Here is a 25008-nt window from a genome sequence, read left to right on the forward strand (position 1 = left end):
TATTTTAATATTTAAATTTTATTTTTTTTTATAATATTTTTTTGAAACAGGAAAATTTTGTAATTTATATATATGATAAGTCATCATTATTGCAGAAGAAGTTAACCCAATTATAAAACCATACCAAAAACCTTTTGGACCTAATGGTGGTATAATAATATTAGTTAATGATAATATGTATCCTAATGGTAAACCTAAAATCCAATAAGAAAAAAATGTTATTATAAATATTGATTTAGTATCTTGATATCCACGTAAAATACCATTATTAATAACTTGTATAGAATCAGAAAAATGATAAACTGACGTAATTAACATTAATTCTGATGCTAAATTTATTATTATTGTATTACTATTATAAAAAGATGCTATTTTATATCTATATAAAATAATTATTGGTATAACTAAAATAGTTGTTAAAAATCCTACAAATTGAGCTGCTAAAGATGATATTTTTGCTAAATTAGTAGCTCCTCTACCTAAATGAAATCCTATTCTAATAGTTGCGCTTGTACTTATAGATAACGGTACAACAAATATTAAAGAACTAAAATTTAAAGCAATTTGATGACCTGTTACTTCTATTACTCCCATAGGTGATATAAATAAAGCAACTAAAGCAAAAAGAGTTACTTCAAAAAATAATGATAAAGCTATTGGAAAACCTTTTTTTATTAATTTATAAATTATATTTATATTTGGAAAAATTATTTTATAATTATTTATTTTTTTTTCTTCATAAAATATAAACATCCATATTCTTAAAGAAATAAACATTATCCAATAAATTAAAACTGTAGTTAATCCACAACCTATTCCTCCTAATTTTGGAATAAAATAATATCCATTAATAAAAATATAATTTATAGGTATATTTAATAAAAACCCTAAAAATCCTATTATCATATTAGGTGTGGTTTTAGATATACCCTCAAATTGGTTTTTTATTACTTGAAAATATAAATACGCAGGAACTCCGAATACTAAAATTTTTAAGTATTCTAATGATTTTTTTTCTAAAACAGAATTAATATGATGCATAAAATTAATAATATAACTAGAATTTAATATTATTAAAATCATAAATATTGAAATTAAAGTAGCAAACCAATAAGCTTGTGATATATAGTATCTAATAAGTTTAAATTTTTTTGATCCATAAAATTTAGAAATAATAGGGGTTACAGGTAATAATAAACCATGACCAAACAAAACTATAGGTATCCAAATTGATGATCCAATAGCAATAGCTGCTATATCAGTTGTTCCAGCATTACTAGCCATAATTGTATTTGTTATTCCTATAGCAGTTTGTGATAATTGTGCAAATATAACAGGTATTGATAACGTTACTATTTTACGTATTTCTATTAAAAAAATATTCATAATTATTTATTTAACATATTAAAATATATTTATAAAAAATTTTAAATATATTTATAAAATTATTTTAAATTAAGGAATAAAATGAAAATTTTAGAAAAAATAAAAAACCAAATTTCTTCTAATAATATAATAATATATATGAAAGGTTCTCCAAATAACCCAAAATGTGGATTTTCTTCAAAAGCTGTAAAAATAATTTCTTATTATACTAATAAATTTGTTTATATAGATGTATTAGAAAATGAAAATATTAGATCTTTTTTACCTCAATATTCACATTGGCCAACTTTTCCTCAAATATGGATAAATGGTAAATTTATTGGAGGATGTGATATTATAGTTAAAATGTTCAATAATGGAGAATTAAAAAAAATGATAAATAATAAAAAATAAATTTAATATAATAATTTATTTTTTTTTTTTAAATTTAAATTTATTAATTAATTTACAAAATAAAGAAGCAGTTAAAAGAGAATCATATAAAGCAGAATGTGAATATTTCATATTAAAATATAATCCAATTTTTTTACATGCTTTGAAAAGTATATTTTGTCCTATTATAAAACTACTAATAGTAGATGTATCAAAAGTTGTAAATGGGTGAAATGGATTAATTGTAATTCCTAATCTTTCTATAGAAGACATTATAAAATTATGATCAAAAACTACATTATGTGCAACTATAATAGAACGATTACATAAATTTTTTTTCATTTTTTTAGTAATTAATTTTATAATTTTATTAAAAGCATTATATTCACTAATAGCTCCTCTTAAAGAACTATTAATATTTATTTTATTATGAATTAATGATTCATAATTAATTTTAGAATTTAAAAAAGGTTTAATATGAAAATGAATTATTTGATCTTTTTTTAACCATCCATTTTTATCAATTTTAAAAGTTATTAATGCTATTTCTAATATGGCATTTATATTTGAATCTAAACCAGATGTTTCTATATCTATAACAATTGGATAAAAACCTTTAAATCTATAATATAAATGTTTTTTTTTATTCAAATTTAATTCCTAATTTTTAAAAAATATATTATAATTTATGAACTTAAATATAATTTTTTAATTTAATATTAAAAAATTATATTTATATAAAATTTAACAAATTTAAATAGTAAAATTAATATAGGGTTTTATGAGTTATATAAATATTATTAAAATTTTTAAAATGCGTAACTTACTATTTCAAATAACAAATGAAAAAATTTTAAAAAAAATTTTAAAAAATAATTATATTAATTTTTATTGTGGTTTTGATCCAACATCAAGTAGTTTACATATAGGACATTTATTACCATTAATTTCAATAAAAAGATTTCAAAAATTAGGACATAAACCTATATTATTAATAGGAGAATCTACAGGATTAATAGGTGATCCAAGTTTTAAAAAAAATGAAAGAAAATTACAAAATAAAATAAAAATAAAAAAATATACTAAAAAAATTATTTTTCAAATAAATTCAATTTTAAATAAAAATAAAAATAATAATTTAATTATATTAAATAATTATAAATGGTTTAAAAACATAAATATTATTAATTTTTTAGAAAAAATTGGTAAACATTTCTTTATTAATAATATGATTAATAAAGAAATTATTAAAAATAGAATTAAAAATATTAATAAAAATATATCCTTTACAGAATTTTCATATATTTTATTACAAAGTTATGATTTTTTACATTTATATAACAAATATAAAGTATTTTTACAAATTGGAGGTTCTGATCAATGGGGAAATATTATTTCAGGTATAAATTTAATAAAAAAAATAAATAAAAATAAAGTTTTTGGTTTAACATTACCTTTATTAATTCAATCTAATGGAATTAAATTTGGTAAAACAGAAAAAAATACTATTTGGTTAGATGAAAAAAAAACTAGTCCTTATAAATTTTATCAATTTTGGATAAATACTAAAGATTCTGATGTATATAATTTTTTAAAATTATTTACTTTTATAAACATAGCTAAAATATATAAAATAAAAAAACAAGATAAAAATAAAAAAAAACCTATCGCTCAAACTATTTTAGCTGATAAATTAACTTATTTAATACATGGTAAAAATAATTTAATTTCTGCTAAAAGAATTACAAAAAGTCTTTTTAACAATAAATTATCAGAAATGACCGAATATGATTTTTATCAATTAAAACAAGATGGAATTTTTACTATAAAAATAAATTTTAATAATATAAAATATCTTCAAGAAATTTTATTAATTTCTAATTTATCTTCATCTTATAATAAAGCTAAAAATATGATTATTTCCAAATCTATAAAAGTAAATGGAAAAATAGAATCTAATATTTATTTTAAATTTAAAAAAAAAAATTTAATATTTAAAAAATATAGTTTAATTTGTAGAGGTAAAAAAAATTATTGTTTAATTTATTGGAATAATTCTAAAATTTAAAAATTATATTTTAGTATACATATCAATACATTTAGTTGGACATTGTGATATACATAATGTACATCCAATACAATTTTTATTTATAATAGTATGTAAAAAACCTCGAGAACCTACAATAGCGTTATTAGGGCATTTTTTTAAACATTTATTACATCCGATACAATTTTTTTCATCAATCCATGCATATATACGTAATTTTTTTTTTTTTTTATTATTCATATTTAATTTATAATTTATAAATAATATAATAAATTATTAATTTATTTTAAAATAAATTAATATTAATTTATTTTTTAATATAAATTAATATTAATTTTAAAATAAATTTATTTTTTTAATATAACTTTAGGTAAACCTTTATTAATAACTACAGATTTATCAATAATTATTTTATGAATATCATTTCTAGATGGAGTTTTATACATAATATTAAGTAAAAAATTTTCTAATATTGATTTTAAACCTCTAGAACCAACATTTAGTTTTTTTGCTTTTTTAGCTATTTCATAAATAGCATCTGATTTAAATTTTAATTTAATATTTTCTATATTAAATAAAATTTTATATTGTTCTATTAAAGAATGATTAGTTTCATTTAAAATACTAATAAAATCCATAATATTTAAACTATTTAAACTAATAATTATTGGTAATCTACCTACAAATTCTGGAATTAAACCAAATTTTATTAAATCAGAAGTTTGTAAATAATTTAATAAATTTTTATTTAAATATTTTCTGTCATAAATTTTTGAATTAAAACCTATATAATTTCTTCTTTTAATTCTTTTTTTTATAATTTTTTTTATATTATTAAAAGCTCCTCCACAAATAAATAACATTTCATTTGTATTTATATATAAAAATTCTTGTTGAGGATGTTTTCTACCACCTTTAGGAGGTATAGAAGATATAGTTCCTTCTATTAATTTTAATAATGATTGTTGTACTCCTTCTCCAGATACATCACGAGTTATTGAAACATTGTCTGTTTTTTTTGCAATTTTATCTATTTCATCTATATATATAATACCATGTTGTGCTTTTTCTATATCATAATTACATGATTGTAATAATTTATGAATTATATTTTCTACATCTTCACCAACATAACCAGCTTCAGTTAATGATGTTGCATCAGCAATTACAAATGGAACATTAAGAAATTTAGATAAAGTTTTAGCTAATAAAGTTTTACCACTTCCTGTAGGTCCAACCATTAAAATATTACTTTTTTCTAATTCTATCTTACTTTGTTGATAAATAAATAATCTTTTATAATGATTATATACAGCGACAGATAAAATTTTTTTAGCTGAATTTTGACCAATTATATATCTATCTAAATATCTTTTAATTTGATAAGGTTTAGGTACATATTTCATAATTTATCCATTTTTTTTAAAATAATAAAATTTGTTATATATTAAACTATTCTTTTTTTTAAAATTTTATCTATTATTCCATATTTTACAGCTTCTTTTGCTGAAAAAAAATAATCTCTTTCTATATCTTTTTCTATTTTTTTTATATTTTGACCAGTATTTTTTGATATTAATTTATTTAAATAATTTTTAGTTTTAATAATTTCTTTTGCATGAATTTCAATATCAGTAACTTGTCCATTATAACCACCTAATGGTTGATGAATCATTATACGAGAACTTGGTAAACAAAATCTTTTTTTTTTAGTTCCGGATGATAATATAAAAGCTCCCATAGAACAAGCTTGACCTATACATATAGTATTAACATCAGGTGTTATAAATTTCATAGTATCATAAATACACATACCTGAAGTTATAACACCACCAGGTGAATTTATATATAAAAATATATCTTTTTTAGAATCTACAGATTCTAAAAATAACATTTGTGCCACAATTGTATTTGCAATACTATCTTCTATTGTTCCTGATAAAAAAATTATTCTATCTTTTAATAACCTTGAATATATATCATAAGAATTTTCTCCTTTAGAACTTTTTTCTATTACTATAGGTACTAAATTCATAATATTTCCTTATATTTATTTTTAATAAAAATAATTTTATTAATATAAATAAAATTATTTAATTTTTTATATAAAAAATATATATTACATAATTATATAATATAATAAATTATTAATATATAAATTATAATTTAAAATAAAAAAAATATAACTTAATAAGGATATATGAAAATATCTAAATTAAAAAATTATTTATTTTTACCAATAATAATTTTATTAGTAAATTTTAGCACTAAATATTATATTTTAAACCCTAAAGGCCAAATAGCTTTTGAACAATCAAAATTAATTTTTGTTTCTTTTTTAATAATGTTAATTATAGTTGTTCCAGTTATATTAATGTCAATAATTTTTTTATATAAATATAGTGAAAAAAATTATAATCATAAAAATTATAAACCAAATTGGGATAATTCAAAAAATATTGAAATAGTAACTTGGACTGTACCAATAATAATTGTTTTTTTTTTAAGTATTATTACATGGAATTCTACTCATAAATTAGATCCTTATAAACCTATTATTTCAAATACAAAAACTATGGATATCGAAGCAATATCTTTAGATTGGAAATGGATATTTTTATATCCAAAACAAAATATAGCTTCTGTTAATGAATTAGCTATTCCAATAAATACTCCTATTCATTTTATAATTACATCAAGTTCAGTTATGAATTCTTTTTTTATACCAAAATTAGGAAGTCAAATGTATGCTATGGCTGGTATGAAAACTCAATTATATTTAATATCTAATAAACCTGGTATATATACAGGATTTTCTTCTAATTATAGTGGTGTTGGTTTTTCTAATATGAAATTTAAAGTTATTTCATGTAAAAATATGAACTATTTTAATAAATGGTTAAAAAAAGTTAGACGTTCATTAAATTATTTAGATGCAGTAAATTTAATGCAAGAATCAATACCTAGTATTGATCATCAAATAGAATATTTTAATAAATGTGAATCAGGATTATTTAATAGATTAATTGACAAATTTAAAAATAATAAAAATAATATTTATTAATTAAAATAAAATATTATTAATTAATTTAAATAATAATATTTAAAAAAAAAATGCTATTTGGAAGACTTACGTTAAACGCAATTCCATTTAATGAACCTATTATAATGGTTGTTGGTTTTTTAATAATAATTGCTAGTTTTACTATTATTCTTAGTTTATCATATAATGATAAATGGAAATATTTATGGTACAATTGGTTTACTTCAGTAGATCATAAAAAAATAGGTATTATGTATATAATATTAGCATTAATAATGCTAATGAGAGGATTTATTGATGCAATTATGATGAGAAGTCAACAAGCATTATCTTCTGGAAAAAATCATATAAATCTTTTACCTCCACATCATTATGATCAGATTTTTACTGCTCATGGTGTTATAATGATATTTTTCGTTGCAATGCCTTTTATTGTTGGTTTTATGAATTTTATAATTCCATTACAAATAGGAGCTAGAGATGTTGCTTTTCCTATTTTAAATAATTTAAGTTTTTGGTTAACTTTTTCAGGAGCAATGTTGTTAAATTGTTCTTTAATAATAGGAGAATTTGCAAGAACTGGTTGGTTAGCTTATCCACCATTATCAAATATATTATATAATAATGGTGTAGGTGTTGATTATTGGATATGGAGTTTACAATTATCTGGAATAGGTACTATTTTAACAGGTATAAATTTTTTTGTTACAATAATAAATATGAGAACATATAATATGATTATGTTTAAGATGCCAGTTTTTATATGGACTTCTTTATGTTCAAATATTTTAATAATTGCATCATTTCCAGTATTAACTATTACTTTATTAATGTTGACTTTAGATAGATATTTAGATTTTCATTTTTTTACTAATGATATGGGTGGTAATATAATGATGTATGTGAATTTAATATGGATTTGGGGTCATCCTGAAGTTTATATTTTAATACTTCCTATATTTGGTATATTTTCAGAAGTAGTTGCTACATTTTCTAGAAAATATTTATTTGGATATAATTCATTAGTATGGGCTACTATATCTATTACAATTTTATCTTTTATTGTATGGCTACATCATTTTTTTACTATGGGAGCTGATTCTAACGTTAATTCTTTTTTTGGTATTATGACTATGATTATAGCTATTCCTACTGGTGTAAAAATTTTTAATTGGTTATTTACTATGTATAAAGGAAAAATTAAAATAAATTCTATTATGTTATGGACTATAGGTTTTTTAATAACTTTTTCTATTGGTGGAATGGCAGGAGTATTATTAGCAAATCCAAGTATTGATTTTTTATTACATAATAGTTTATTTCTTGTTGCTCATTTTCATACTGTTATTATAGGAGGAGTAGTATTTGGTTGTTTCGCAGGTTTTAATTATTGGTTTCCTAAAGCTTTAGGTTTTAAATTAAATGATAATTTAGGTATTTTTTCTTTTTGGTTTTGGATTGTAGGTTTTTTTACAGCTTTTATGCCACTTTATATATTAGGGCTTATGGGGATGACAAGACGTTTAAGTCAAAATATAGAATATAAATTTCATAAACCTTTAGTAATAGCAGCTTTTGGTACTTTTATAATTACTATAGGAATTATATTTCAAATATTACAATTATACAATTCAATAAAAAAAAAAAATAATTATGTTGATAAAACTGGTGATCCATGGAATGGAAGAACTTTAGAATGGTCTGTATCTTCTCCTCCACCATGTTATAATTTTGCAATAATACCAATTATATATGAAAAAGATGATTTTTGGAGATCTAAAATTACAGATAATATAAAAAAAATTAAACGTTTTTTTTATAAAAGAATACATATGTATAATAATAATAATTTAGGAATTATTTTATCATGTTTTGGATTTATATTTAGTTTTTCTATTATATGGTATATTTGGTGGTTATGTTCAATATCTTTATTTATATTATTATTAATTATTATTATTGATAGTTTTTTTTATAATAAAGGTTATTACGTTGAATCTTATTATATAAAAAAAGAAGAAATTAAAAATATGAAAATGAGATTTTATTTATGTTAAATAAATTTATAAAATTTAAAAAAAAAAAAAAAAAATAGATAAAAATAAAATTTTAGGTTTATGGGTTTATTTAATGAGTGATTGTATAATATTTTCAATTTTATTTGTTACTTATTCAGTAATATTAAATAATGTTACAATTAATTTTATAAACAATATTTTTAATATATATTTAGTTTTTATTGAAACTATTGTTTTATTATTAAGTTCTTTTAGTTATTGTATAATTAATATTTGTATTAAAAAAAAATATATATTTTTTACTATTTTTTTTTTATTTATTACTTTTTTATTAGGATCAGTATTTTTAAATTTAGAATTATATGAACTTTGTATTTTAATTAATAAAGGATTAGGTCCTCAAAAAAATGGTTTTATGTCTATTATTTTTACTATATTATCAATACATGGAGTACATATATTTATTGGTTTAACATTTATATTAAATTTAATTACGCATGTAATATTAAATGGAATTAATAAAATAAATTATAATAAAATTATCAGATTAGGTTTATTTTGGCATTTTCTTGATATTATTTGGGTATTTATATTTACAATTATATATATTCAAAATTCATTATAAATAATTAATAATTTTATAGAGAAATAAAATGAATCATAAATTTAAAAAAAATATAATTGGTTTAATTTTTTCTACATTATTAACAATTTTTCCATTAATTATTTTACATTTATTATATATAAATAAATTTTATAAAATAATATTTATATATTTTTGTTTATTATTACAAACATTTATACATTTTTTTTATTTTTTAAATTTAAAATTAAAAATTAAAAATAATTGGAACTTAATTTCATTAATATTTGTTATTATAATAATGACTATTATTGTAATAGGGACAAATTATATAATGTTAAGTTTACATCATAGAATGTAATATTAAAATATGAATAATATAAAAATTTTTTTAAAAATTATTAAACCCGGAATTATATTAGGAAATATTTTATCTTTAATTACAGGTTTTTTTTTCACTGATCCAAAAAAAAACAATTTTAAAATACTAATAATAACCATAATTTCAGTAATTTTTATAATTTCTTCTTGTAATATTTTGAATAATATTATTGATATTAATATTGATTGTAAAATGAAAAGAACAAATAATAGATTATTAGTAAAAAAAAAAAAATATATTAAAATTGTTTTTTTTATTTCTATAATTATAAATTTAATAGGTTTTATTTTATTATATTATAAAATAAATAATTTAGTTTTATTTATTTCTATAATAGGTTTTTTGGTATATGTTATTTTTTATAGTTTAATATTAAAAAGATATTCTATATATAGTACATTATTTGGAAGTATTTCAGGAGCAATAACTCCAATTATAGGTTATTGTTCTATTAATAATAAATTAGATTTAAAATCATTATTATTATTTATAGTTTTTTTTTTATGGCAAATACCTCATTTTTATTCAATTTCTATAATTTATTTAAAAGATTATGAAAAAATTAAAATACCTATATTTGTTATTATAAAAGGAATTAAAAAAACAAAATATAATATTATTTTTTATATAATATTATTTTCTATAATACATTTTTTTTTAATAACTAATTATTTTAATAATTTTAAATGTATATTAATTTCTATTTTGTTAGATATTTTATGGATTATAATTTCAATTTTAAGTTTAATAACATTAAATAATAAATTATTATCACGTTTAATTTTTATTTTATCTATATTAATAATAATAACATTTAATATAACAAGTTTTTTAAATTATAATTTTAAATATTAAAATTTTATAAATAATTTTAATTATAGGATACAAATATGAATAAAATTGAACATAAAGCTATTATTAGTTTAATAATAATATTTATTTTACGTATGTCTGGTATTTTAATGTTATTACCAATTATGAATATTTATTTACCATATTATCATATTAAAAGTAATTTAATTCCAATTGCGATATCTATATATGGATTAATGCAAATTTTATTTCAATTACCATATGGTTTATTATCTGATATGATAGGAAGAAAACCAATTATAAAATTAGGTTTATTAGTTTTTTCTTTAGGAAGTTTAATAGCCGCTTATGTAGATAATGTATATTTTGTTGTTTTAGGTAGAATTTTACAAGGATCTGGAATTGTACATCTTAATATTGTATTATTAATGTCAGATTTAATTAGAGAAGAAAATATATCTAAATCTATGGCAATATTAAATATTTTTTTAATTTTTACATTTTTAATATCTTTAATAATAGGTCCAATTATTGCATGTGTATATGGTTTAAAAATTTTATTTTTTTTAATGGCAATTTTATCTTTAATTGGTATAATTATTTTATCATTTTTAGTTCCTGAAGAACATCCTATATGTCAAAAATTTAATTTTAGAAAACAATTTATGAATGTTATTAATAATTTACAATTATTAAAAATTAATTTTAGCGTTTTATTTTTACATATATTATTAAATATTACATTTTTAATTATGCCAAAAAAATTATTTGATGTTGGTTTTAATCTTGAACAACATTGGCAAATGTATTTAATAGAATTCTTTATATCTTTATTTTTGACTATTCCAATAATTATGATTTTAGAAAATTCTAATAAAATAAAAAAAACATTAAGAAATATTATAATTTTAATTTTTATAATATATTTAATTTTATGGAAATTAGATAATTATTTTTGGATATTAATATTAGATTTACAAATTTTTTTTACAATATTTACTGTATTGGAATCAATGTTACCATCTATGATTAGTAGAGAATCATCATTATTAACAAAAGGTGTATCTATGGGTTTATATAATGTTTTTCAATTATTAGGATCTGTTTCTGGTTGTATAATTAAAAAATATATAGAAGAAAAATTTAATATTAATTATTTATTTATGCTAACATTTATATTAGTTATAATTTGGTTTTTATTAATAATAACTATAGAAGAACCTTTTAATAAAAGTAATATATTTATTTTATTAGATAATAATAATTATAATTTATCTTTAAATAAATTATATAAAAATAAAGGTATTTTAGAAGCTGTTATTTCATATAATAAAAAAAAATTATACTTAAAAATAGATAATAAATTAATAAAAAAAGAAAATATTAAAGATATAGTTTTAAAATAAAAAAAATTAATTTTTGAAATTATTGAATTTTCTATAAAAATTTTTAACAAAATATTCAAATTTATTTTTATAAATATAATATCTTATATTTGACATTAATTTTTCATAAAAATATAAATTGTGTATAGTATTTAAACGTAACCCTAATGTTTCTTTACGTTTGTCTAAATAATGTAAATATGAACAACTGTAGTTTTTACAAGTATAACAAAAACAATTTATATCAATAGGATAAATATTATTTTTATATTTAATATTTCTAATTCTTATTATACCATTATTAGTAAACAAATAACCATTACGAGCGTTTCTAGTAGGTATAACACAATCAAAAAGATCTATTCCTAAATATACACTATTTATAATATCAGTAGGGTTTCCAACTCCCATTAAGTATCTTGGTTTATTTTCAGGAATTTGTAAACAAGTATGTTTTATAATTTTAAACATATCTTTTTTAGGTTCACCTACTGCTAAGCCGCCTATAGCATAACCATCAAAATTTATTTTTAGATTTTCTTTGATAGAAATATCTCTTAAATTTTTAAAAATTCCTCCTTGTAAAATTCCAAATAAATATTTTTTTTTATTAATATTTTCAAAATATTCTTTACTAATTAAAGACCAATAAATTGATTTTTGCATTGAATTATATACTTTATTATAATTAGTAGTATATTTAATACATTCATCAAAAACCATTGAAATATCAGAACCTAAAATATGTTGTATATAAATTGATTTTTTTGGATCTATATTTACTATATTACCTTTTGTTGGATGATAAAAAGTAATTTTTTTATTATCAATATTAATTTTTTTTTTTAAACTAAAAATTTGAAAACCTCCGGAATCAGTAATAATAGGTTTTTTCCATTTCATAAAATTATGTAAATCACCACTCTTTTTAATAATATTAATATCACAATTTAAATACATATGTAAAGAATTATTTAAAATAATATCACTTCCTATTTCTTTTAATTCATTAGTAGATAATGTTTTAATAATTCCATAAGTACCTACCGGCATAAAAGCTGGTGTTTTAATTATACCATTTTTTAAAAATATATAACCACAACGAGCATTTTTATACTTTTTATATATTTTAAATTTCAATTATTACCTCTAAAATATTTTTTAATTAATTTTATCTAAAAAAGCTTTTGGATTATGTATAATAAACATGGAATCTCCATAACTAAAAAATTTATATTTATTTTTAATTGCTATTCTATAAGAAGACATTATATTATAATAACCAGCAAAAGAAGATACTAATATAATTAATGTTGAACAAGGTAAATGAAAATTAGTAATTAGTGCATCTACTATTTTATATTTATAACCAGGATATATAAAAATATTAGTTTCTTTTTTTAATGAAATAATATATTTTGATTTAAAAACTGTACTTTCTAAAGCACGTAAAGTACTGGTACCTACTGCAACTATTCTATTACCTTTTAATTTACATTTAATAATTTTCTTTATTACATTTTTTGTTACTATACATTGTTCTTTATGAATTTTATGATTTTTAATATTTAATGATTTTATAGATTGAAATGTTCCCGATCCTATATGTAAAGTAATAAATATTATTTTTATTCCTTTTTTAATTAAATTTTTAAATAAAATTTTATCAAAATGTAAACCAGCTGTAGGTGATGCAATAGAACCATATTTACTACTATATATTGTTTGATATTCATTTTTATTTTTTTTATCAATTTTTTTTTTTATATATGGTGGTAAAGGTATTTTACCATAAATTTTTATTATGTTCCATACTGTAATAGAAGATATAAATTTAATTTTATAAAAAATATTATATTTTGATTTTATAGTAGCATAAATATTATTTTCATAATTTATAATTAAAAAAGTATTAATTTTAATTTTTTTATTAGATTTTATTTTTCCTAAAACCATATTATTGTTTAATATTTTTTCTATTAATATTTCTATTTTTCCACCACTTATTTTTTTAGCAAAAATTCTTGCAGGTATAACTCTGGTATTATTTAATATTAATAAATCCCCTTTGTTTAAAATATTAATAATATTATTAAATTTACCATGATATACTTTTTTTTTTATACTATCTAAAATCATTAATTTTTTTTTATTTTTATTGATTATTGGATGTTGAGAAATCATATTTTTAGATAATTTAAAATAAAAATTTTTCAAATGCATTTTTAAATTTTCCATTAAAAAAAAATTTTAATATTAAAAAAAATTTTTTTTATTACATTAAAATAATAATATAATATTGAAATAAAAAATATAAAAATAGTTGGTGTTACCCAAGATAATTCTTGTTTATTTAAAGGTAAATTTAATGAAATTATTTTTATTAAATTATTTTTTTGTATTACATCTATAAAACTAAAAAATAAACTTGTTATTACTGTAATAAATATAATATTAGTTTTATAAAATAAATTTGATAAAAAGCTCATTATAATTAACACCATACATGGTGGACAAATTATTGTTAATATAGGAATAAAAAATTTTATTAATTTATCAAGTCCTATATTAGTAATTAAAATAGAAATTATAATTATAATATAAACTATTTTATTATAAGATATAGGTAAATATTTATAAAAAAATTCTGCACAAGAACAAGTTAAACCTATAGAAGTTACAATACAAGTTATAAAAATTAAAAAACTTAAAAAAAAATTTCCAAAAATTCCAAATGTATTATTTACATAAATACTTAAAATTTCTATTCCATTAGTTTTTTGATTAATTATTAAATTACTAGTAGAACCAAGTTTAAATAAATTTAAGTAAACAAAAATTATACATAATCCTGAAATAAAACTAGTTATAATAGTATAATAAACTAATTTTTTAATTTTTTTTATACCTTTAGATTTTAAAGCATTTATTATAATATTTCCAAACATTAATGATCCTAATGTATCCATAGTTAAATAACCATTAATAATTCCATTAGAAAAAGCAGAATTTTTACAAATATTTATTGTATTTGTAATTTTTCCTGATTGATAAAAAATTATTGATAAACTTAATATTAATAACGCAATAGTTTTTAAAGGAGCTAAAAAATATCCTATTGTATTTAATAATTTTCCAGGATATAAAGATATTATATTGATAATTAAAAAATAAATTATACTATAAATAAATAAATAAATATTTGAATTTCCTGTAAAAGGTAAAATATTTATTTCAAATGATACCGTAGCTGTTCTAGGAATAGCAAAAAAAGGTCCTACAGATAAATAACATATTGTTATTAATATTATTCCCATAAATTTACCAATGGGAGATATTAATTTATTAATACTACCTCCTTTTTGTGCTAATGCAATAATTGATATAGTTGGAAGTATAGTTGCTGTAATTAAAAAACCTATAGCCGCATACCATACAAGTTTACCAGATTGTAAACCTACCATAGGAGGAAATATTATATTTCCAGCTCCTACAAATAAAGCAAAATTCATAAAACTTATTGCAATAATATCTTTATATAATAAATTATTTTTCATTTTATATAACCTTAAAATTATTATTTTAAACTATTAAATTATATTATATATTAATTTAATATAATATATAAAGGAATTTATTAATATGATTTTAGTATCTCAATCAGCACCAAATTTTATTTCTTCTGCTATATTAGGTAACGGAAAAATGACAAGTAATTTTAATTTTAGAGAATTTACTAAAAATAAAACTGTAGTATTATTTTTTTGGCCTATGGATTTTACTTTTGTATGTCCTTCAGAATTAATTGCTTTTAATAACAGATATCAAGATTTTAAAAATAAAAAAACTATTATTGTAGGAATATCAATAGATTCAATTTTTGTACATAATGCTTGGAGAAACACTCCTATTAAACAAGGTGGAATAGGTCAAATAAAATATATTATGGTGTCTGATATTAAAAGAAAAATACAAAAATCTTATGGTATAGAACATCCTAAATTAGGAATATCATTAAGAGGTTCTTTTTTAATAGATAAAGAAGGAATTATAAGACATCAAGTTATAAATGATTTACCATTAGGTCGTAATATTGATGAAATGTTAAGAATGGTTGATGCTTTACATTTTTATGAAAAATATGGTGAAGTTTGTCCAGCACAATGGTATAAAGGTAAAAAAGGGATAATACCTAATAATAAAGGTATTAAAGATTATTTATCTAATTCTTATAAAGACTTAAATTAATTTTAAAAAAGGAGAAAATTTTCTCCTTTTTAAATTTTTTAATATTAATCTTCAAAAAAATCATTATAGTTTTCATCATTTTCATCATTATAATATTCCGGTATTTCTTTTTCTGATATAAAATTATTATTTTCATCAAAATTTTTTTCTTCATATTTTATATTATTATTTGATTCATTTTCATCTATAATATTAGTTATTTCTTCTGATTGATTATTATTATTATTATTATTTTTATTAAATAAATTAGTTAATAAATTTCCAACAAAAACTCCTCCTGTAACACCTACAGCAGTTTGTAAAGCATTTTTTAAAAATGTATTATTAGATTGGTCATTATTATTATTATTATTATTATTATTATTTAAATGTTTTTCATAATTATTATTTTTTTTTTTATTTTTATTGTTATAATTAAATAATTTAGATAAAAAACTTTTTTTTTCAATATTTTTTTCTTTAAATTTAATTTTTAATTCTTCAATTTTTTTATTTAATAATTTAATAGCTGTTTCTTGTATTAATATAGTTTGAATCATATAATATATAGAATAAGGTTGTTTTATAAAACATTTATTAATTAAATTTTCAGCATATTTATCTTTTTTATTTTTTTTATTTTCAATTTCCTTAAATTTATAAAATAATTTTTCAATCATTTTTTTTTCTTCTAATTTCATATTTTAAAATCCTTATTTTAATTATTAATATTATAAAATAATATAAAATATTAAATATTTAATATTATAATTTTAAAAATAAATTTATATTCTATAAAGAGTATTTAATGAATCCAATAATATTATATTTAATAGGTATGAAAGGAACAGGTAAAAGTACAATTTGTAAAAAATTATCTAATAAAATTAATTATTTTTATTTAGATATAGATGAATGCATTATAAAATTATATCGTAAAAATATATCAGAAATAATTAAAAATAATAATTGGAAAAAATTTCGTTATTATGAAAATTTTGTATTAAAAATTATTAATAATATAAAAAATATTATTGTATCGACTGGTGGTGGTATTATTTTATTAAATAAAAATAATTATTATATGAATAATAATGGTAAAATAATATATTTATACGCAAATTCAAAATTAATTCTTAAAAGATTAAAAAATGATAAAAATTTAAAACAAAGACCTAAATTAACTAAAAAACCTTTTAAAGAAGAAATAATAGAAATTTTAAAAAAAAGAAAAAATAAATATGATAAAATATCAAATTATAAAATTTCATCAAATTTATCAATTATAAAAATTTTAAAAAATATATGTTCTTATATATTACATAATTTAATAAAATAATAAAAAATATATTTTTATAGGTAATAAATTGAACATAAAGAAAAAAATTTCTTTAAAAGTAAAACAAATAATGTCCATTTTAAACATACCTAAATTTTATAAACCTATAATAATTTCTTCAAAAGATAAATTATTAATTAAATATCAAATTAATGGTATATTAAATTGTGCAAAACTATTAAATATATATTCTTTTTATTTATCTATAAAAATAGCAAATAAAATTAATATGTATAAAATATCTAATAAAATAGAAATTTATAAACCTGGTTTTATAAATATATATTTTAATAAAAAATGGTTATCAAAAAAAATATTATCACTATTTTCTTTATCAAGAATTGGAATAAAAAAAAAAAAAACTTCAAATATAATTATAGATTATTCTTCTCCTAATATTGCTAAAGAAATGCATGTTGGACATTTAAGGTCTACTATTATAGGAGATGCAACTTTTAAAATATTAAAATTTTTAGGATTTAATGTAATAAAAGTTAATCATATAGGTGATTGGGGTTATCAATTTGGTTTATTATTATCATATTATTTTAAAAATAATGATAAATTTAAAAAAATTGATTTAAAAAATTTAGAATATTTTTATAAAAAATCAAATTTAATATATAAAAAAAATAAAAAATTGTCTAAATATTTAAATTATTGTTTATTACAATTATATAAAAAAAAGAAAAAATATAAAAATATTTGGAAAAAAATAATTAATATTACTATCAATTACAATCAAAAAATATATAAAAAATTAAATGTAAGTTTAAATAAAAAAGATATTGTAGGTGAAAGTTTTTATCATAAATATTTATCACAAATTGTTTTAGATTTAAAAAAAAAAAAAATAGCTAAATTTATAAAAGGAAATTTGGTAATTAAATTAAAAGAATTTATTAATAGAAATGGAAATACTATGGGGATAGTTATTAAAAAAAAAAATGGTATTTTTTTATATAGTACTATTGATATAGCTTGTATCAAATATAGATATGAAACATTAAATGCCCAAAAAATAATTTATTATATAGATAACCGTCAAAAACAATATTTAAAACAAATATTTAAAATTGTATATAAAGCAAAATATATTAAAAATAAAATAAAATTAGAACATCATTATTTTGGAATGATATTAGATAATAAAGGAAAACCATTTAAAACAAGAGAAGGTAAAAATATTAAATTGAAACATTTAATTAAAAAATCTATAGAAAAATCTAAAAATATAATATTAAATAAAAAAATAAATATAAAAAAAAAAAAAATAAATTTTTTGTCTTCTATATTAGGAGTTGGTGCTATTAAATATTCAGATTTATCTAAAAATAGAATTAATAATTATATTTTTAATTGGAATAATATTTTTTCTTTTGAAGGAAATACTTCATTTTATATTCAATATGCTTATACAAGAATTTCCTCAATTTTTAAACGTACTAATTATAATTATAATTATTTTTCTTCTAAAAAAGTAATATTAAAAAATATAGATGAATTAAATATTGCAATTAAAATTTTACAATTTGAAGAAAATATTATTAAAGCTTCTAAATTAGGAATGCCTAATATTATATGTAATTATTTATATGATTTAACAGTATTATTTTCTTTTTTTTATAGTAAATATTCAATATTATATACTAATTCAAATATAAAACAAATTAATCGTTTACAAATATCTTTGTTAATAGCTAAAACTTTAAAAATTGGATTAAATATGTTAGGTATTGAAACTGTTACATTAATGTAATATATTTTATAATATATTTTAATAATTTATAAAATTATTTTTTAAATATAAAGGATATATATTTTTATTATAAAATAAATTATTTTTATTATAATATTTTATAGTTAAATTTATTATGTCTTTTATATTAATTTCATTAAATAAATGAATATTAGATATATTTTTTTTAAATTTAATATTTGTATATCCTTTTAAACCAACTATAAACCATAAATTATATTTTGAAGTAATTTTATTATTAAAAATTTTATTATTAAAAGTTATTTTTTTTTTATTTATTATCCATAATCCTTTAATTTTTTGATATTTTCCTATATATATTTCATTTAAATCACTATTAATAACAGATAATATTTTTTTTAAAAAAAACATTTTATATATTTTATATGCTATTACATCTAAAATAGATATACTAATTAATGGTATATTCATACCAAAACTAAGACCTTGAGCAACACTAATATTAACCCTTACATTAGTAAAATGACCAGGTCCATTTAAAAAAGATATAGCATTTATGTTTTTTATTGTTATATTGTTATAATTTAAAATTTTTTTAATCATAAATAATATATATTTATTTCCATTTTTATAACATGTTTTTTCTAAATAATAAATATTTTTATTTTTAACTAAAGCAACAGAACATATATTATGACTAATATTAATAATTAAAATTATCATAAATATTTTTCAAATTAATTATAAAAAAGTTTAATATTTTATATTTAATAATAATTTTTATTATATACTAATATATAAAATAATACTTATATATTAGTATAATTTTAATTTTTTTTTAATTTTAAATTTTTTTAATTAAAATATTTTTAAATTTTTATTATTTTTTTTATTTTTTTATTATTATTTTATATTTATTTTTTTTTATTAATAATATTTTTTTTTTTTATTTTTTTTATTTTTTTTTCTTTTATAATATTTTGACGCATTATAAAGTTAAAAAATTCAACTAAAGAAGCAAAACCAACAGCACTATATAAATAAGTTTTAGAAACGTAAATATTTAGTCCATCTAACATTATAAAAAAACCAGTTAATAGTAAAAAACTTAAGAATAAAACAGTGATTGTAGGATTATTTTCTAAAAATTTGATTAAATTTCTAGAAATAAAAAATATTAAAAACATTACTATAAAAATAGATAGTGATATTAACCAAATATTATTCATAATTCCAATTGCAGCGATAATTGCATCAATAGAAAATAAAGAATCTATTGCAACAATTTGAAACACTGCTTTTAAAAAAAATAATTTATTAAATTTTTTTTTATTATTATCATTTTTTTTTTTGTTAATAAATTCATATATTTCTATAGAAGTTTTAATTATTAAAAAAATTCCTCCTATAAATAAAATTAAATCCTTTATAGAAAAACTTAAATTAAATATATTTAATATTTTTTTTTTAAATTTAGATATCCAATTAATCAGACATAATAATAGTATTTTAGCTATAAAAGCTAATGATATACCAATTTTACTTGCTTTTTCACGCTGTTCATTAGGAAGTTTTTTAATAATAATAGATACTAATATTAAATTATCAACACTTAAAACTACTTCTAAAATTATAAGAGTAAATAAACCTATAAATAAATTATATGCTTCCAATATTAAAAACTCCATTTATTAAATAATTTTTATAAAATTATTCAATATAAGTTAATAAATAATTATGATAATATTTATTTATAATAATATTAAATATTATTTTTTTTTTTAAAAAAAATGTAAATAATAAAATAGTCAAGACTCCGACATATACAATCATTAATATTACATACATTATGAGTATTTTCGGGTCTAGACTTTATAATCCCAAAACATAAACTAAAGATGTTTATCCATTACTCTATTTTATAAAGAGACAACATTTATAGCTGCTGGACCCTTTTGACCATCTTGAATTTCAAATTCAACATTTTGGCCTTCAGACAATGTTTTAAAACCATTACCTTGAATAGCAGAAAAATGTACAAAAACGTCTTTGCTGCCATCAGATGGAGTAATAAAACCAAAACCTTTAGATTCATTGAACCACTTTACTTGACCTTTAATCTTTGTCATTTTATATATTTCCTTGTTTCGTTATTATTTAAAAATAAAAAATTTTTAAATTGTATTAATTTTTAAAAATACATTTCTGTATTTATTATTAAATAAATTACTAATTATTTAATTAAAATATTATTTAATATTTATAATAAAAAGATAATTCAAATATTATTATTACATAATTAAATTTTAAAATCAACATTTTATAAAAATACAAAAAAACACTGTTTTATGTTTTTTAATTGATAAAATATGACATTAAAATATTTAATTATTTTATAATGATAAACCAGAATGATATTTATATAATTTTTGATTATTTATTTTCCAAAAATTAATAATATTATCTATCCATAACCATGACAATTCAATTTCTTTTTTGTCAACAAATAAATATTTACGATTATTAATTACTTCTAATAAAAGACATTCATATGAATCATAAATATATTTGTAATTAAATATTTTTTTATAATCAAATTTTAAATTTATTTCTTTTAATATTAATTTATGATTTAAATTTGGTATTTTATTAATTATATTTATATTTATACTTTCTTTTGGTTGTAAATTTATTATTAATTTATTATTTGGTAAATAATTTATATATTTTTTAAATAAATTAACAGCTGGTTTTTTAAAATAAATAATAATTTCAGATTTTTTATTAATTAATCTTTTTCCAGTATTTAAATAAAATGGTACACCCATCCATTGAAAGTTATCTATATATGCACGTATTGATACAAAAGTTTCAGTTTTACTATTAACATTAGAATCTAATTCTTCTAAATATCCTGGTACTTTTTTATTTTCTATTATACCATTTATATATTGGCCTTTTATAGTGTTTTTTTTAATACTATATATATTAATTTTTCTTAAAGATTTTAATATTTTTATTTTTTCTTTTTTAATATTTTTACTATTAAAAATATTAGGTGGTTTCATTGCTATAATAGTTAATAATTGCAATAAATGATTTTGTACCATATCTCTAGTTTGTCCAATTTTATCAAAATAATTCCATCTTCCTTCAATACCTATTTTTTCATATACATTTATATGAATACTTTCAATAAAATTATTATTCCAAATATTTAAAAATAATATATTAGAAAATCTTAAAATAAATAAATTTAATACCATTTCTTTACCTAAATAATGATCTATATAAAATATTTGTTTTTCTTTAAAAAATTTGTTTATTTTATTATTTATAATTTTAAAAGTATTTAATGAATTTCCAATTGGTTTTTCAACTATTATACGTACATTTTTATGATTTAAATTAATATATGATAGACCTTTACATATATTTTCAAATATATTTGAAGGAACAGCAAAATAACTAATAATAATTTTATCATAATTATTAATTAATTTTTTAATTTTTATAAATTCTTTAATATTATTTATATTTACATTTATAAATAATAATTTTTTACTTAATTTTTTCCATATTTTAATATCAATTTTATAATCAACAAAATTTATTAAAGATTTATACATATTATTAATATATTTTTTATTACTTAAATTTATTCTACCAATACATATAATATTTTCATTATTATTTAAACAATTATTTTTTTCTAAATTATATAAAGCAGGTAATAATTTTCTTTTAGTTAAATCTCCATTAGCTCCAAAAATTAAAAAATCATAAAATTTATTTTTAAAAATTTTCATTTAATTTCCAAATTAATGTATAAATTACTTATATTTTTATAATAAAAATAAAATATTATTATTTTATTTTATTTAATAGTATAATAATAAAATAATAAATTTTATTTAATATTAAATTTATTTTATTATAGATATTCCTAATTCTTTTAATAAAGAGTTATTAACATTACAAGGAGATTTACTTAATAAACAATTATAGTTTTGTGTTTTAGGAAAAGGAATAACATCACGAATATTTTTAGTATTAGTTAATAACATAACTAAACGATCTAATCCTAAAGCAATTCCAGCATGAGGTGGAGTGCCATATTTCATAGCTTCTAAAAAAAAACCAAATTTATCTTTCATTTCTTTTTCTTTTATACCTATTAAATTAAATATTTTTTTTTGTATTTTAATATTATTAATTCTTGATGAACCTCCTCCTATTTCATGACCATTTATTATAATATCATAAGAATCAGAAATTACATTTTCTGGATTATTTTTTAAATTTTCAATATTTATTTTATTATTAATAGGTTTAGCAAAAGGATGATGTGTAGGAACTAATTTTTTTTTCTCATTTATTTTAAACATTGGAAAATTTATTACCCATAAAGGTTTTATAATTTTTTTATCAATTATTTTTAAATCTTTACCTAATTTATTACGTAAATAACTAAAAGATTTATTAACTATATTTTCTTCATCTATACAAAAAAATATCAAATTATTTTTTTTTGCTTTTAAAAATTTTAAAATTTTTTTAATTTTTTTAAAAGATAAATATTTATTTAAATTATGTGTTATTTTTATAATTTTATTATTTTTTTTTAATTTTATCCAAAAAATTTTTTTTAAACCATATTTTAATAATTTTTTAGAATAAAAATTAATTTTATTTTTTAAAATTTTATAATTATTTATTAATATTGATGTTGCTCTAATTTTTATATTTTTATTAATTTTAGGAAAAATTTTTAAAATTTCATCAAAATTTAATAAATTATGAATATCTATTAATTTCAAAGGATTTCTTAAATCAGGTTTATCACATCCATATAATTTTATAGATTCATTAAATTTTAACACTTTAAATTTCTTTATTTTAATTTTATTTAAAAACAAAAATATTTTATTTATCATATTTTCTATCAAATTTCTTATTTGGAAAGAATAACTAAATGAAGATTCAATATCTATTTGTGTAAATTCAGGTTGTCTGTCAAATCTTAAATCTTCATCTCTAAAACATTTAGCAATTTGATAATATTTATCAAAACCTGAAATCATAAGTAATTGTTTAAATAATTGAGGAGATTGAGGTAAAGCATAAAATTTACCTTTATTTATTCTACTTGGAACTATATAATCACGAGCTCCTTCTGGAGTTTCTTTATTTAAAATTGGTGTATCAATATTTAAAAAACCATATGAATTCATAAATTTATGAATAAAAAAAATTAATTTAGATCTCATTTTAATTTTTTCTAACATATATATACTTCTTAAATCTAAATATCTATATTTTAATCTATATTTTTCATTGTTATAAGAATTTATATTAATTGGTAATATTTTAGATTTATTAAAAATTTTTAATTTTATCGCATATATTTCAATATTACCGTTAATTATTTTATAATTTATATTTTTTTTTTTACGATGATGTATAATTCCTGTTATTTTTATACAAAATTCGTTTCTTAAAGTATTTGCTTTATTAAATAAATTTTTATTATTATTATTAAATAATATTTGTACAATTCCTTCACAATCTCTTAAATTAATAAAAATAATATTTCCTAAATTACGATAATTATTTACCCAACCACATAACTTTATTTTTAAACCTATTTTTTTATTTTTAATGTTATTACAATAATTAGTTCTCATAAATTA

General features: G+C 16.9%; 24 protein-coding genes and 1 pseudogene. 11 read left to right on the plus strand and 14 right to left on the minus strand.

Annotation, left to right across the window (positions count from 1 at the left end; genetic code table 11):
- Positions 1 to 18: 18 nt before the first annotated feature.
- A complete protein-coding gene (locus C3B56_RS01450; RefSeq protein ID WP_126071646.1) occupies positions 19 to 1386 on the minus strand; it encodes an MATE family efflux transporter in 1368 nt (455 codons plus the stop codon).
- An 81-nt stretch (positions 1387 to 1467) separates the two neighbouring features.
- Here C3B56_RS01450 and grxD point away from each other — a divergent pair, with 81 nt between their 5' ends.
- Complete coding sequence (gene grxD, locus C3B56_RS01455; RefSeq protein ID WP_126071647.1) at positions 1468 to 1779, plus strand: Grx4 family monothiol glutaredoxin; 312 nt, start codon at positions 1468 to 1470, stop codon at positions 1777 to 1779.
- A 15-nt stretch (positions 1780 to 1794) separates the two neighbouring features.
- Here grxD and C3B56_RS01460 read toward each other — a convergent pair whose 3' ends face one another.
- Entirely contained in the window at positions 1795 to 2409 is a 615-nt protein-coding gene (locus C3B56_RS01460; protein WP_126071648.1) for an exonuclease domain-containing protein, read from the minus strand.
- A 130-nt stretch (positions 2410 to 2539) separates the two neighbouring features.
- Here C3B56_RS01460 and tyrS point away from each other — a divergent pair, with 130 nt between their 5' ends.
- A complete protein-coding gene (tyrS, locus tag C3B56_RS01465; protein WP_126071649.1) occupies positions 2540 to 3826 on the plus strand; it encodes a tyrosine--tRNA ligase in 1287 nt (428 codons plus the stop codon).
- A 3-nt stretch (positions 3827 to 3829) separates the two neighbouring features.
- On the opposite strand, the gene C3B56_RS01470 is transcribed toward tyrS, so the two are convergent.
- From C3B56_RS01470 to clpP, 3 genes and pseudogenes are all read right to left on the minus strand, one after another.
- On the minus strand, positions 3830 to 4045 hold the full coding sequence (locus tag C3B56_RS01470) for an RnfABCDGE type electron transport complex subunit B (protein ID WP_126071650.1): 216 nt from the start codon (positions 4043 to 4045) through the stop codon (positions 3830 to 3832).
- A gap of 107 nt (positions 4046 to 4152) precedes the next feature.
- Positions 4153 to 5211 (minus strand): annotated as a pseudogene (gene clpX / locus C3B56_RS01475) (ATP-dependent Clp protease ATP-binding subunit ClpX); the annotation flags it as partial.
- Between the two features lie 41 nt (positions 5212 to 5252).
- On the minus strand, positions 5253 to 5840 hold the full coding sequence (gene clpP / locus C3B56_RS01480; RefSeq protein ID WP_126071652.1) for an ATP-dependent Clp endopeptidase proteolytic subunit ClpP: 588 nt from the start codon (positions 5838 to 5840) through the stop codon (positions 5253 to 5255).
- Positions 5841 to 6005: 165 nt separating this feature from the next.
- On the opposite strand from clpP, the gene cyoA reads away from it, so the two are divergent.
- From cyoA to C3B56_RS01510, 6 genes are all read left to right on the plus strand, one after another.
- Positions 6006 to 6869 carry a ubiquinol oxidase subunit II gene (gene cyoA, locus C3B56_RS01485; protein ID WP_126071653.1) on the plus strand — a complete coding sequence of 288 codons (864 nt, stop codon included), beginning with the start codon at positions 6006 to 6008 and terminating at the stop codon, positions 6867 to 6869.
- A gap of 50 nt (positions 6870 to 6919) precedes the next feature.
- Positions 6920 to 8905 carry a cytochrome o ubiquinol oxidase subunit I gene (gene cyoB / locus C3B56_RS01490; RefSeq protein WP_126071654.1) on the plus strand — a complete coding sequence of 662 codons (1986 nt, stop codon included), beginning with the start codon at positions 6920 to 6922 and terminating at the stop codon, positions 8903 to 8905.
- A 73-nt stretch (positions 8906 to 8978) separates the two neighbouring features.
- Positions 8979 to 9491 carry a cytochrome c oxidase subunit 3 gene (locus C3B56_RS01495; RefSeq protein ID WP_126071655.1) on the plus strand — a complete coding sequence of 171 codons (513 nt, stop codon included), beginning with the start codon at positions 8979 to 8981 and terminating at the stop codon, positions 9489 to 9491.
- A gap of 28 nt (positions 9492 to 9519) precedes the next feature.
- The gene (locus C3B56_RS01500; RefSeq protein ID WP_126071656.1) at positions 9520 to 9810 is read left to right on the plus strand and encodes a cytochrome C oxidase subunit IV family protein; all 291 of its coding nucleotides are present in this window, start codon (positions 9520 to 9522) and stop codon (positions 9808 to 9810) included.
- A gap of 9 nt (positions 9811 to 9819) precedes the next feature.
- Positions 9820 to 10686: a heme o synthase gene (gene cyoE, locus C3B56_RS01505; protein ID WP_126071657.1), complete on the plus strand. Its 867-nt coding sequence runs from the start codon at positions 9820 to 9822 to the stop codon at positions 10684 to 10686.
- A 35-nt stretch (positions 10687 to 10721) separates the two neighbouring features.
- Complete coding sequence (locus C3B56_RS01510; RefSeq protein WP_126071658.1) at positions 10722 to 12050, plus strand: MFS transporter; 1329 nt, start codon at positions 10722 to 10724, stop codon at positions 12048 to 12050.
- Positions 12051 to 12056: 6 nt separating this feature from the next.
- Here C3B56_RS01510 and tgt read toward each other — a convergent pair whose 3' ends face one another.
- The 3 genes from tgt to brnQ are packed head-to-tail and all read right to left on the minus strand — an operon-like array spanning position 12057 to position 15586.
- Complete coding sequence (tgt, locus tag C3B56_RS01515; protein ID WP_126071659.1) at positions 12057 to 13169, minus strand: tRNA guanosine(34) transglycosylase Tgt; 1113 nt, start codon at positions 13167 to 13169, stop codon at positions 12057 to 12059.
- 21 nt (positions 13170 to 13190) lie between these two features.
- Positions 13191 to 14267 (minus strand): tRNA preQ1(34) S-adenosylmethionine ribosyltransferase-isomerase QueA, encoded by a 1077-nt coding sequence (gene queA, locus C3B56_RS01520; protein WP_232817389.1) that lies wholly within the window; start codon positions 14265 to 14267, stop codon positions 13191 to 13193.
- Positions 14267 to 15586 carry a branched-chain amino acid transport system II carrier protein gene (gene brnQ / locus C3B56_RS01525; RefSeq protein WP_126071660.1) on the minus strand — a complete coding sequence of 440 codons (1320 nt, stop codon included), beginning with the start codon at positions 15584 to 15586 and terminating at the stop codon, positions 14267 to 14269. The genes queA and brnQ overlap by 1 nt, the downstream gene beginning before the upstream one ends.
- Positions 15587 to 15671: 85 nt before the next feature.
- Here brnQ and C3B56_RS01530 point away from each other — a divergent pair, with 85 nt between their 5' ends.
- Entirely contained in the window at positions 15672 to 16277 is a 606-nt protein-coding gene (locus tag C3B56_RS01530) for a peroxiredoxin C (RefSeq protein ID WP_126071661.1), read from the plus strand.
- Positions 16278 to 16321: 44 nt separating this feature from the next.
- Here the strand turns inward: C3B56_RS01530 and C3B56_RS01535 are convergent, their stop codons facing one another.
- Positions 16322 to 16957, minus strand: coding sequence for a DUF2076 domain-containing protein (locus C3B56_RS01535; RefSeq protein ID WP_126071662.1), 636 nt, complete (start codon positions 16955 to 16957; stop codon positions 16322 to 16324).
- 107 nt (positions 16958 to 17064) lie between these two features.
- Here C3B56_RS01535 and C3B56_RS01540 point away from each other — a divergent pair, with 107 nt between their 5' ends.
- Together C3B56_RS01540 and argS are read left to right on the plus strand one after the other, a co-directional pair.
- On the plus strand, positions 17065 to 17595 hold the full coding sequence (locus C3B56_RS01540) for a shikimate kinase (protein WP_126071663.1): 531 nt from the start codon (positions 17065 to 17067) through the stop codon (positions 17593 to 17595).
- A gap of 28 nt (positions 17596 to 17623) precedes the next feature.
- A complete protein-coding gene (argS, locus tag C3B56_RS01545) occupies positions 17624 to 19354 on the plus strand; it encodes an arginine--tRNA ligase (RefSeq protein WP_126071664.1) in 1731 nt (576 codons plus the stop codon).
- An 18-nt stretch (positions 19355 to 19372) separates the two neighbouring features.
- Here the strand turns inward: argS and tsaB are convergent, their stop codons facing one another.
- The 5 genes from tsaB to aspS all read right to left on the minus strand — a co-directional run bounded on the left by tsaB (position 19373) and on the right by aspS (position 25002).
- Positions 19373 to 20038 carry a tRNA (adenosine(37)-N6)-threonylcarbamoyltransferase complex dimerization subunit type 1 TsaB gene (gene tsaB, locus C3B56_RS01550; RefSeq protein ID WP_126071665.1) on the minus strand — a complete coding sequence of 222 codons (666 nt, stop codon included), beginning with the start codon at positions 20036 to 20038 and terminating at the stop codon, positions 19373 to 19375.
- Positions 20039 to 20229: 191 nt separating this feature from the next.
- Entirely contained in the window at positions 20230 to 21003 is a 774-nt protein-coding gene (locus C3B56_RS01555) for a TerC family protein (RefSeq protein WP_126071666.1), read from the minus strand.
- Positions 21004 to 21234: 231 nt separating this feature from the next.
- Positions 21235 to 21444 carry a transcription antiterminator/RNA stability regulator CspE gene (cspE, locus tag C3B56_RS01560; protein ID WP_126071667.1) on the minus strand — a complete coding sequence of 70 codons (210 nt, stop codon included), beginning with the start codon at positions 21442 to 21444 and terminating at the stop codon, positions 21235 to 21237.
- A 264-nt stretch (positions 21445 to 21708) separates the two neighbouring features.
- Positions 21709 to 23124, minus strand: coding sequence for a glucose-6-phosphate dehydrogenase (zwf, locus tag C3B56_RS01565; RefSeq protein WP_126071668.1), 1416 nt, complete (start codon positions 23122 to 23124; stop codon positions 21709 to 21711).
- Positions 23125 to 23241: 117 nt separating this feature from the next.
- Positions 23242 to 25002, minus strand: coding sequence for an aspartate--tRNA ligase (aspS, locus tag C3B56_RS01570; RefSeq protein ID WP_126071669.1), 1761 nt, complete (start codon positions 25000 to 25002; stop codon positions 23242 to 23244).
- Between the last annotated feature and the right edge of the window lie 6 nt (positions 25003 to 25008).

The organism is Candidatus Annandia adelgestsuga, assembly GCF_003956045.1.
Taxonomy (GTDB): domain Bacteria; phylum Pseudomonadota; class Gammaproteobacteria; order Enterobacterales; family Enterobacteriaceae_A; genus Annandia; species Annandia adelgestsuga.

Excerpts from the sequence above, each read along its gene's own strand:
- grxD (WP_126071647.1), top strand. The coding sequence starts at position 1,468 with ATGAAAATTTTAGAAAAAATAAAAAACCAAATTTCTTCTAATAATATA.
- C3B56_RS01450 (WP_126071646.1), bottom strand. The coding sequence starts at position 1,386 with ATGAATATTTTTTTAATAGAAATACGTAAAATAGTAACGTTATCAATA.
- cspE (WP_126071667.1), bottom strand. The coding sequence starts at position 21,444 with ATGACAAAGATTAAAGGTCAAGTAAAGTGGTTCAATGAATCTAAAGGT.
- C3B56_RS01495 (WP_126071655.1), top strand. The coding sequence starts at position 8,979 with ATGAGTGATTGTATAATATTTTCAATTTTATTTGTTACTTATTCAGTA.
- zwf (WP_126071668.1), bottom strand. The coding sequence starts at position 23,124 with ATGAAAATTTTTAAAAATAAATTTTATGATTTTTTAATTTTTGGAGCT.
- C3B56_RS01540 (WP_126071663.1), top strand. The coding sequence starts at position 17,065 with ATGAATCCAATAATATTATATTTAATAGGTATGAAAGGAACAGGTAAA.
- C3B56_RS01535 (WP_126071662.1), bottom strand. The coding sequence starts at position 16,957 with ATGAAATTAGAAGAAAAAAAAATGATTGAAAAATTATTTTATAAATTT.
- C3B56_RS01470 (WP_126071650.1), bottom strand. The coding sequence starts at position 4,045 with ATGAATAATAAAAAAAAAAAAAAATTACGTATATATGCATGGATTGAT.
- C3B56_RS01510 (WP_126071658.1), top strand. The coding sequence starts at position 10,722 with ATGAATAAAATTGAACATAAAGCTATTATTAGTTTAATAATAATATTT.
- C3B56_RS01555 (WP_126071666.1), bottom strand. The coding sequence starts at position 21,003 with ATGGAGTTTTTAATATTGGAAGCATATAATTTATTTATAGGTTTATTT.
- cyoB (WP_126071654.1), top strand. The coding sequence starts at position 6,920 with ATGCTATTTGGAAGACTTACGTTAAACGCAATTCCATTTAATGAACCT.
- tyrS (WP_126071649.1), top strand. The coding sequence starts at position 2,540 with ATGAGTTATATAAATATTATTAAAATTTTTAAAATGCGTAACTTACTA.
- C3B56_RS01530 (WP_126071661.1), top strand. The coding sequence starts at position 15,672 with ATGATTTTAGTATCTCAATCAGCACCAAATTTTATTTCTTCTGCTATA.
- brnQ (WP_126071660.1), bottom strand. The coding sequence starts at position 15,586 with ATGAAAAATAATTTATTATATAAAGATATTATTGCAATAAGTTTTATG.
- clpP (WP_126071652.1), bottom strand. The coding sequence starts at position 5,840 with ATGAATTTAGTACCTATAGTAATAGAAAAAAGTTCTAAAGGAGAAAAT.
- cyoA (WP_126071653.1), top strand. The coding sequence starts at position 6,006 with ATGAAAATATCTAAATTAAAAAATTATTTATTTTTACCAATAATAATT.
- queA (WP_232817389.1), bottom strand. The coding sequence starts at position 14,267 with ATGGAAAATTTAAAAATGCATTTGAAAAATTTTTATTTTAAATTATCT.
- aspS (WP_126071669.1), bottom strand. The coding sequence starts at position 25,002 with ATGAGAACTAATTATTGTAATAACATTAAAAATAAAAAAATAGGTTTA.
- tsaB (WP_126071665.1), bottom strand. The coding sequence starts at position 20,038 with ATGATAATTTTAATTATTAATATTAGTCATAATATATGTTCTGTTGCT.
- C3B56_RS01500 (WP_126071656.1), top strand. The coding sequence starts at position 9,520 with ATGAATCATAAATTTAAAAAAAATATAATTGGTTTAATTTTTTCTACA.
- cyoE (WP_126071657.1), top strand. The coding sequence starts at position 9,820 with ATGAATAATATAAAAATTTTTTTAAAAATTATTAAACCCGGAATTATA.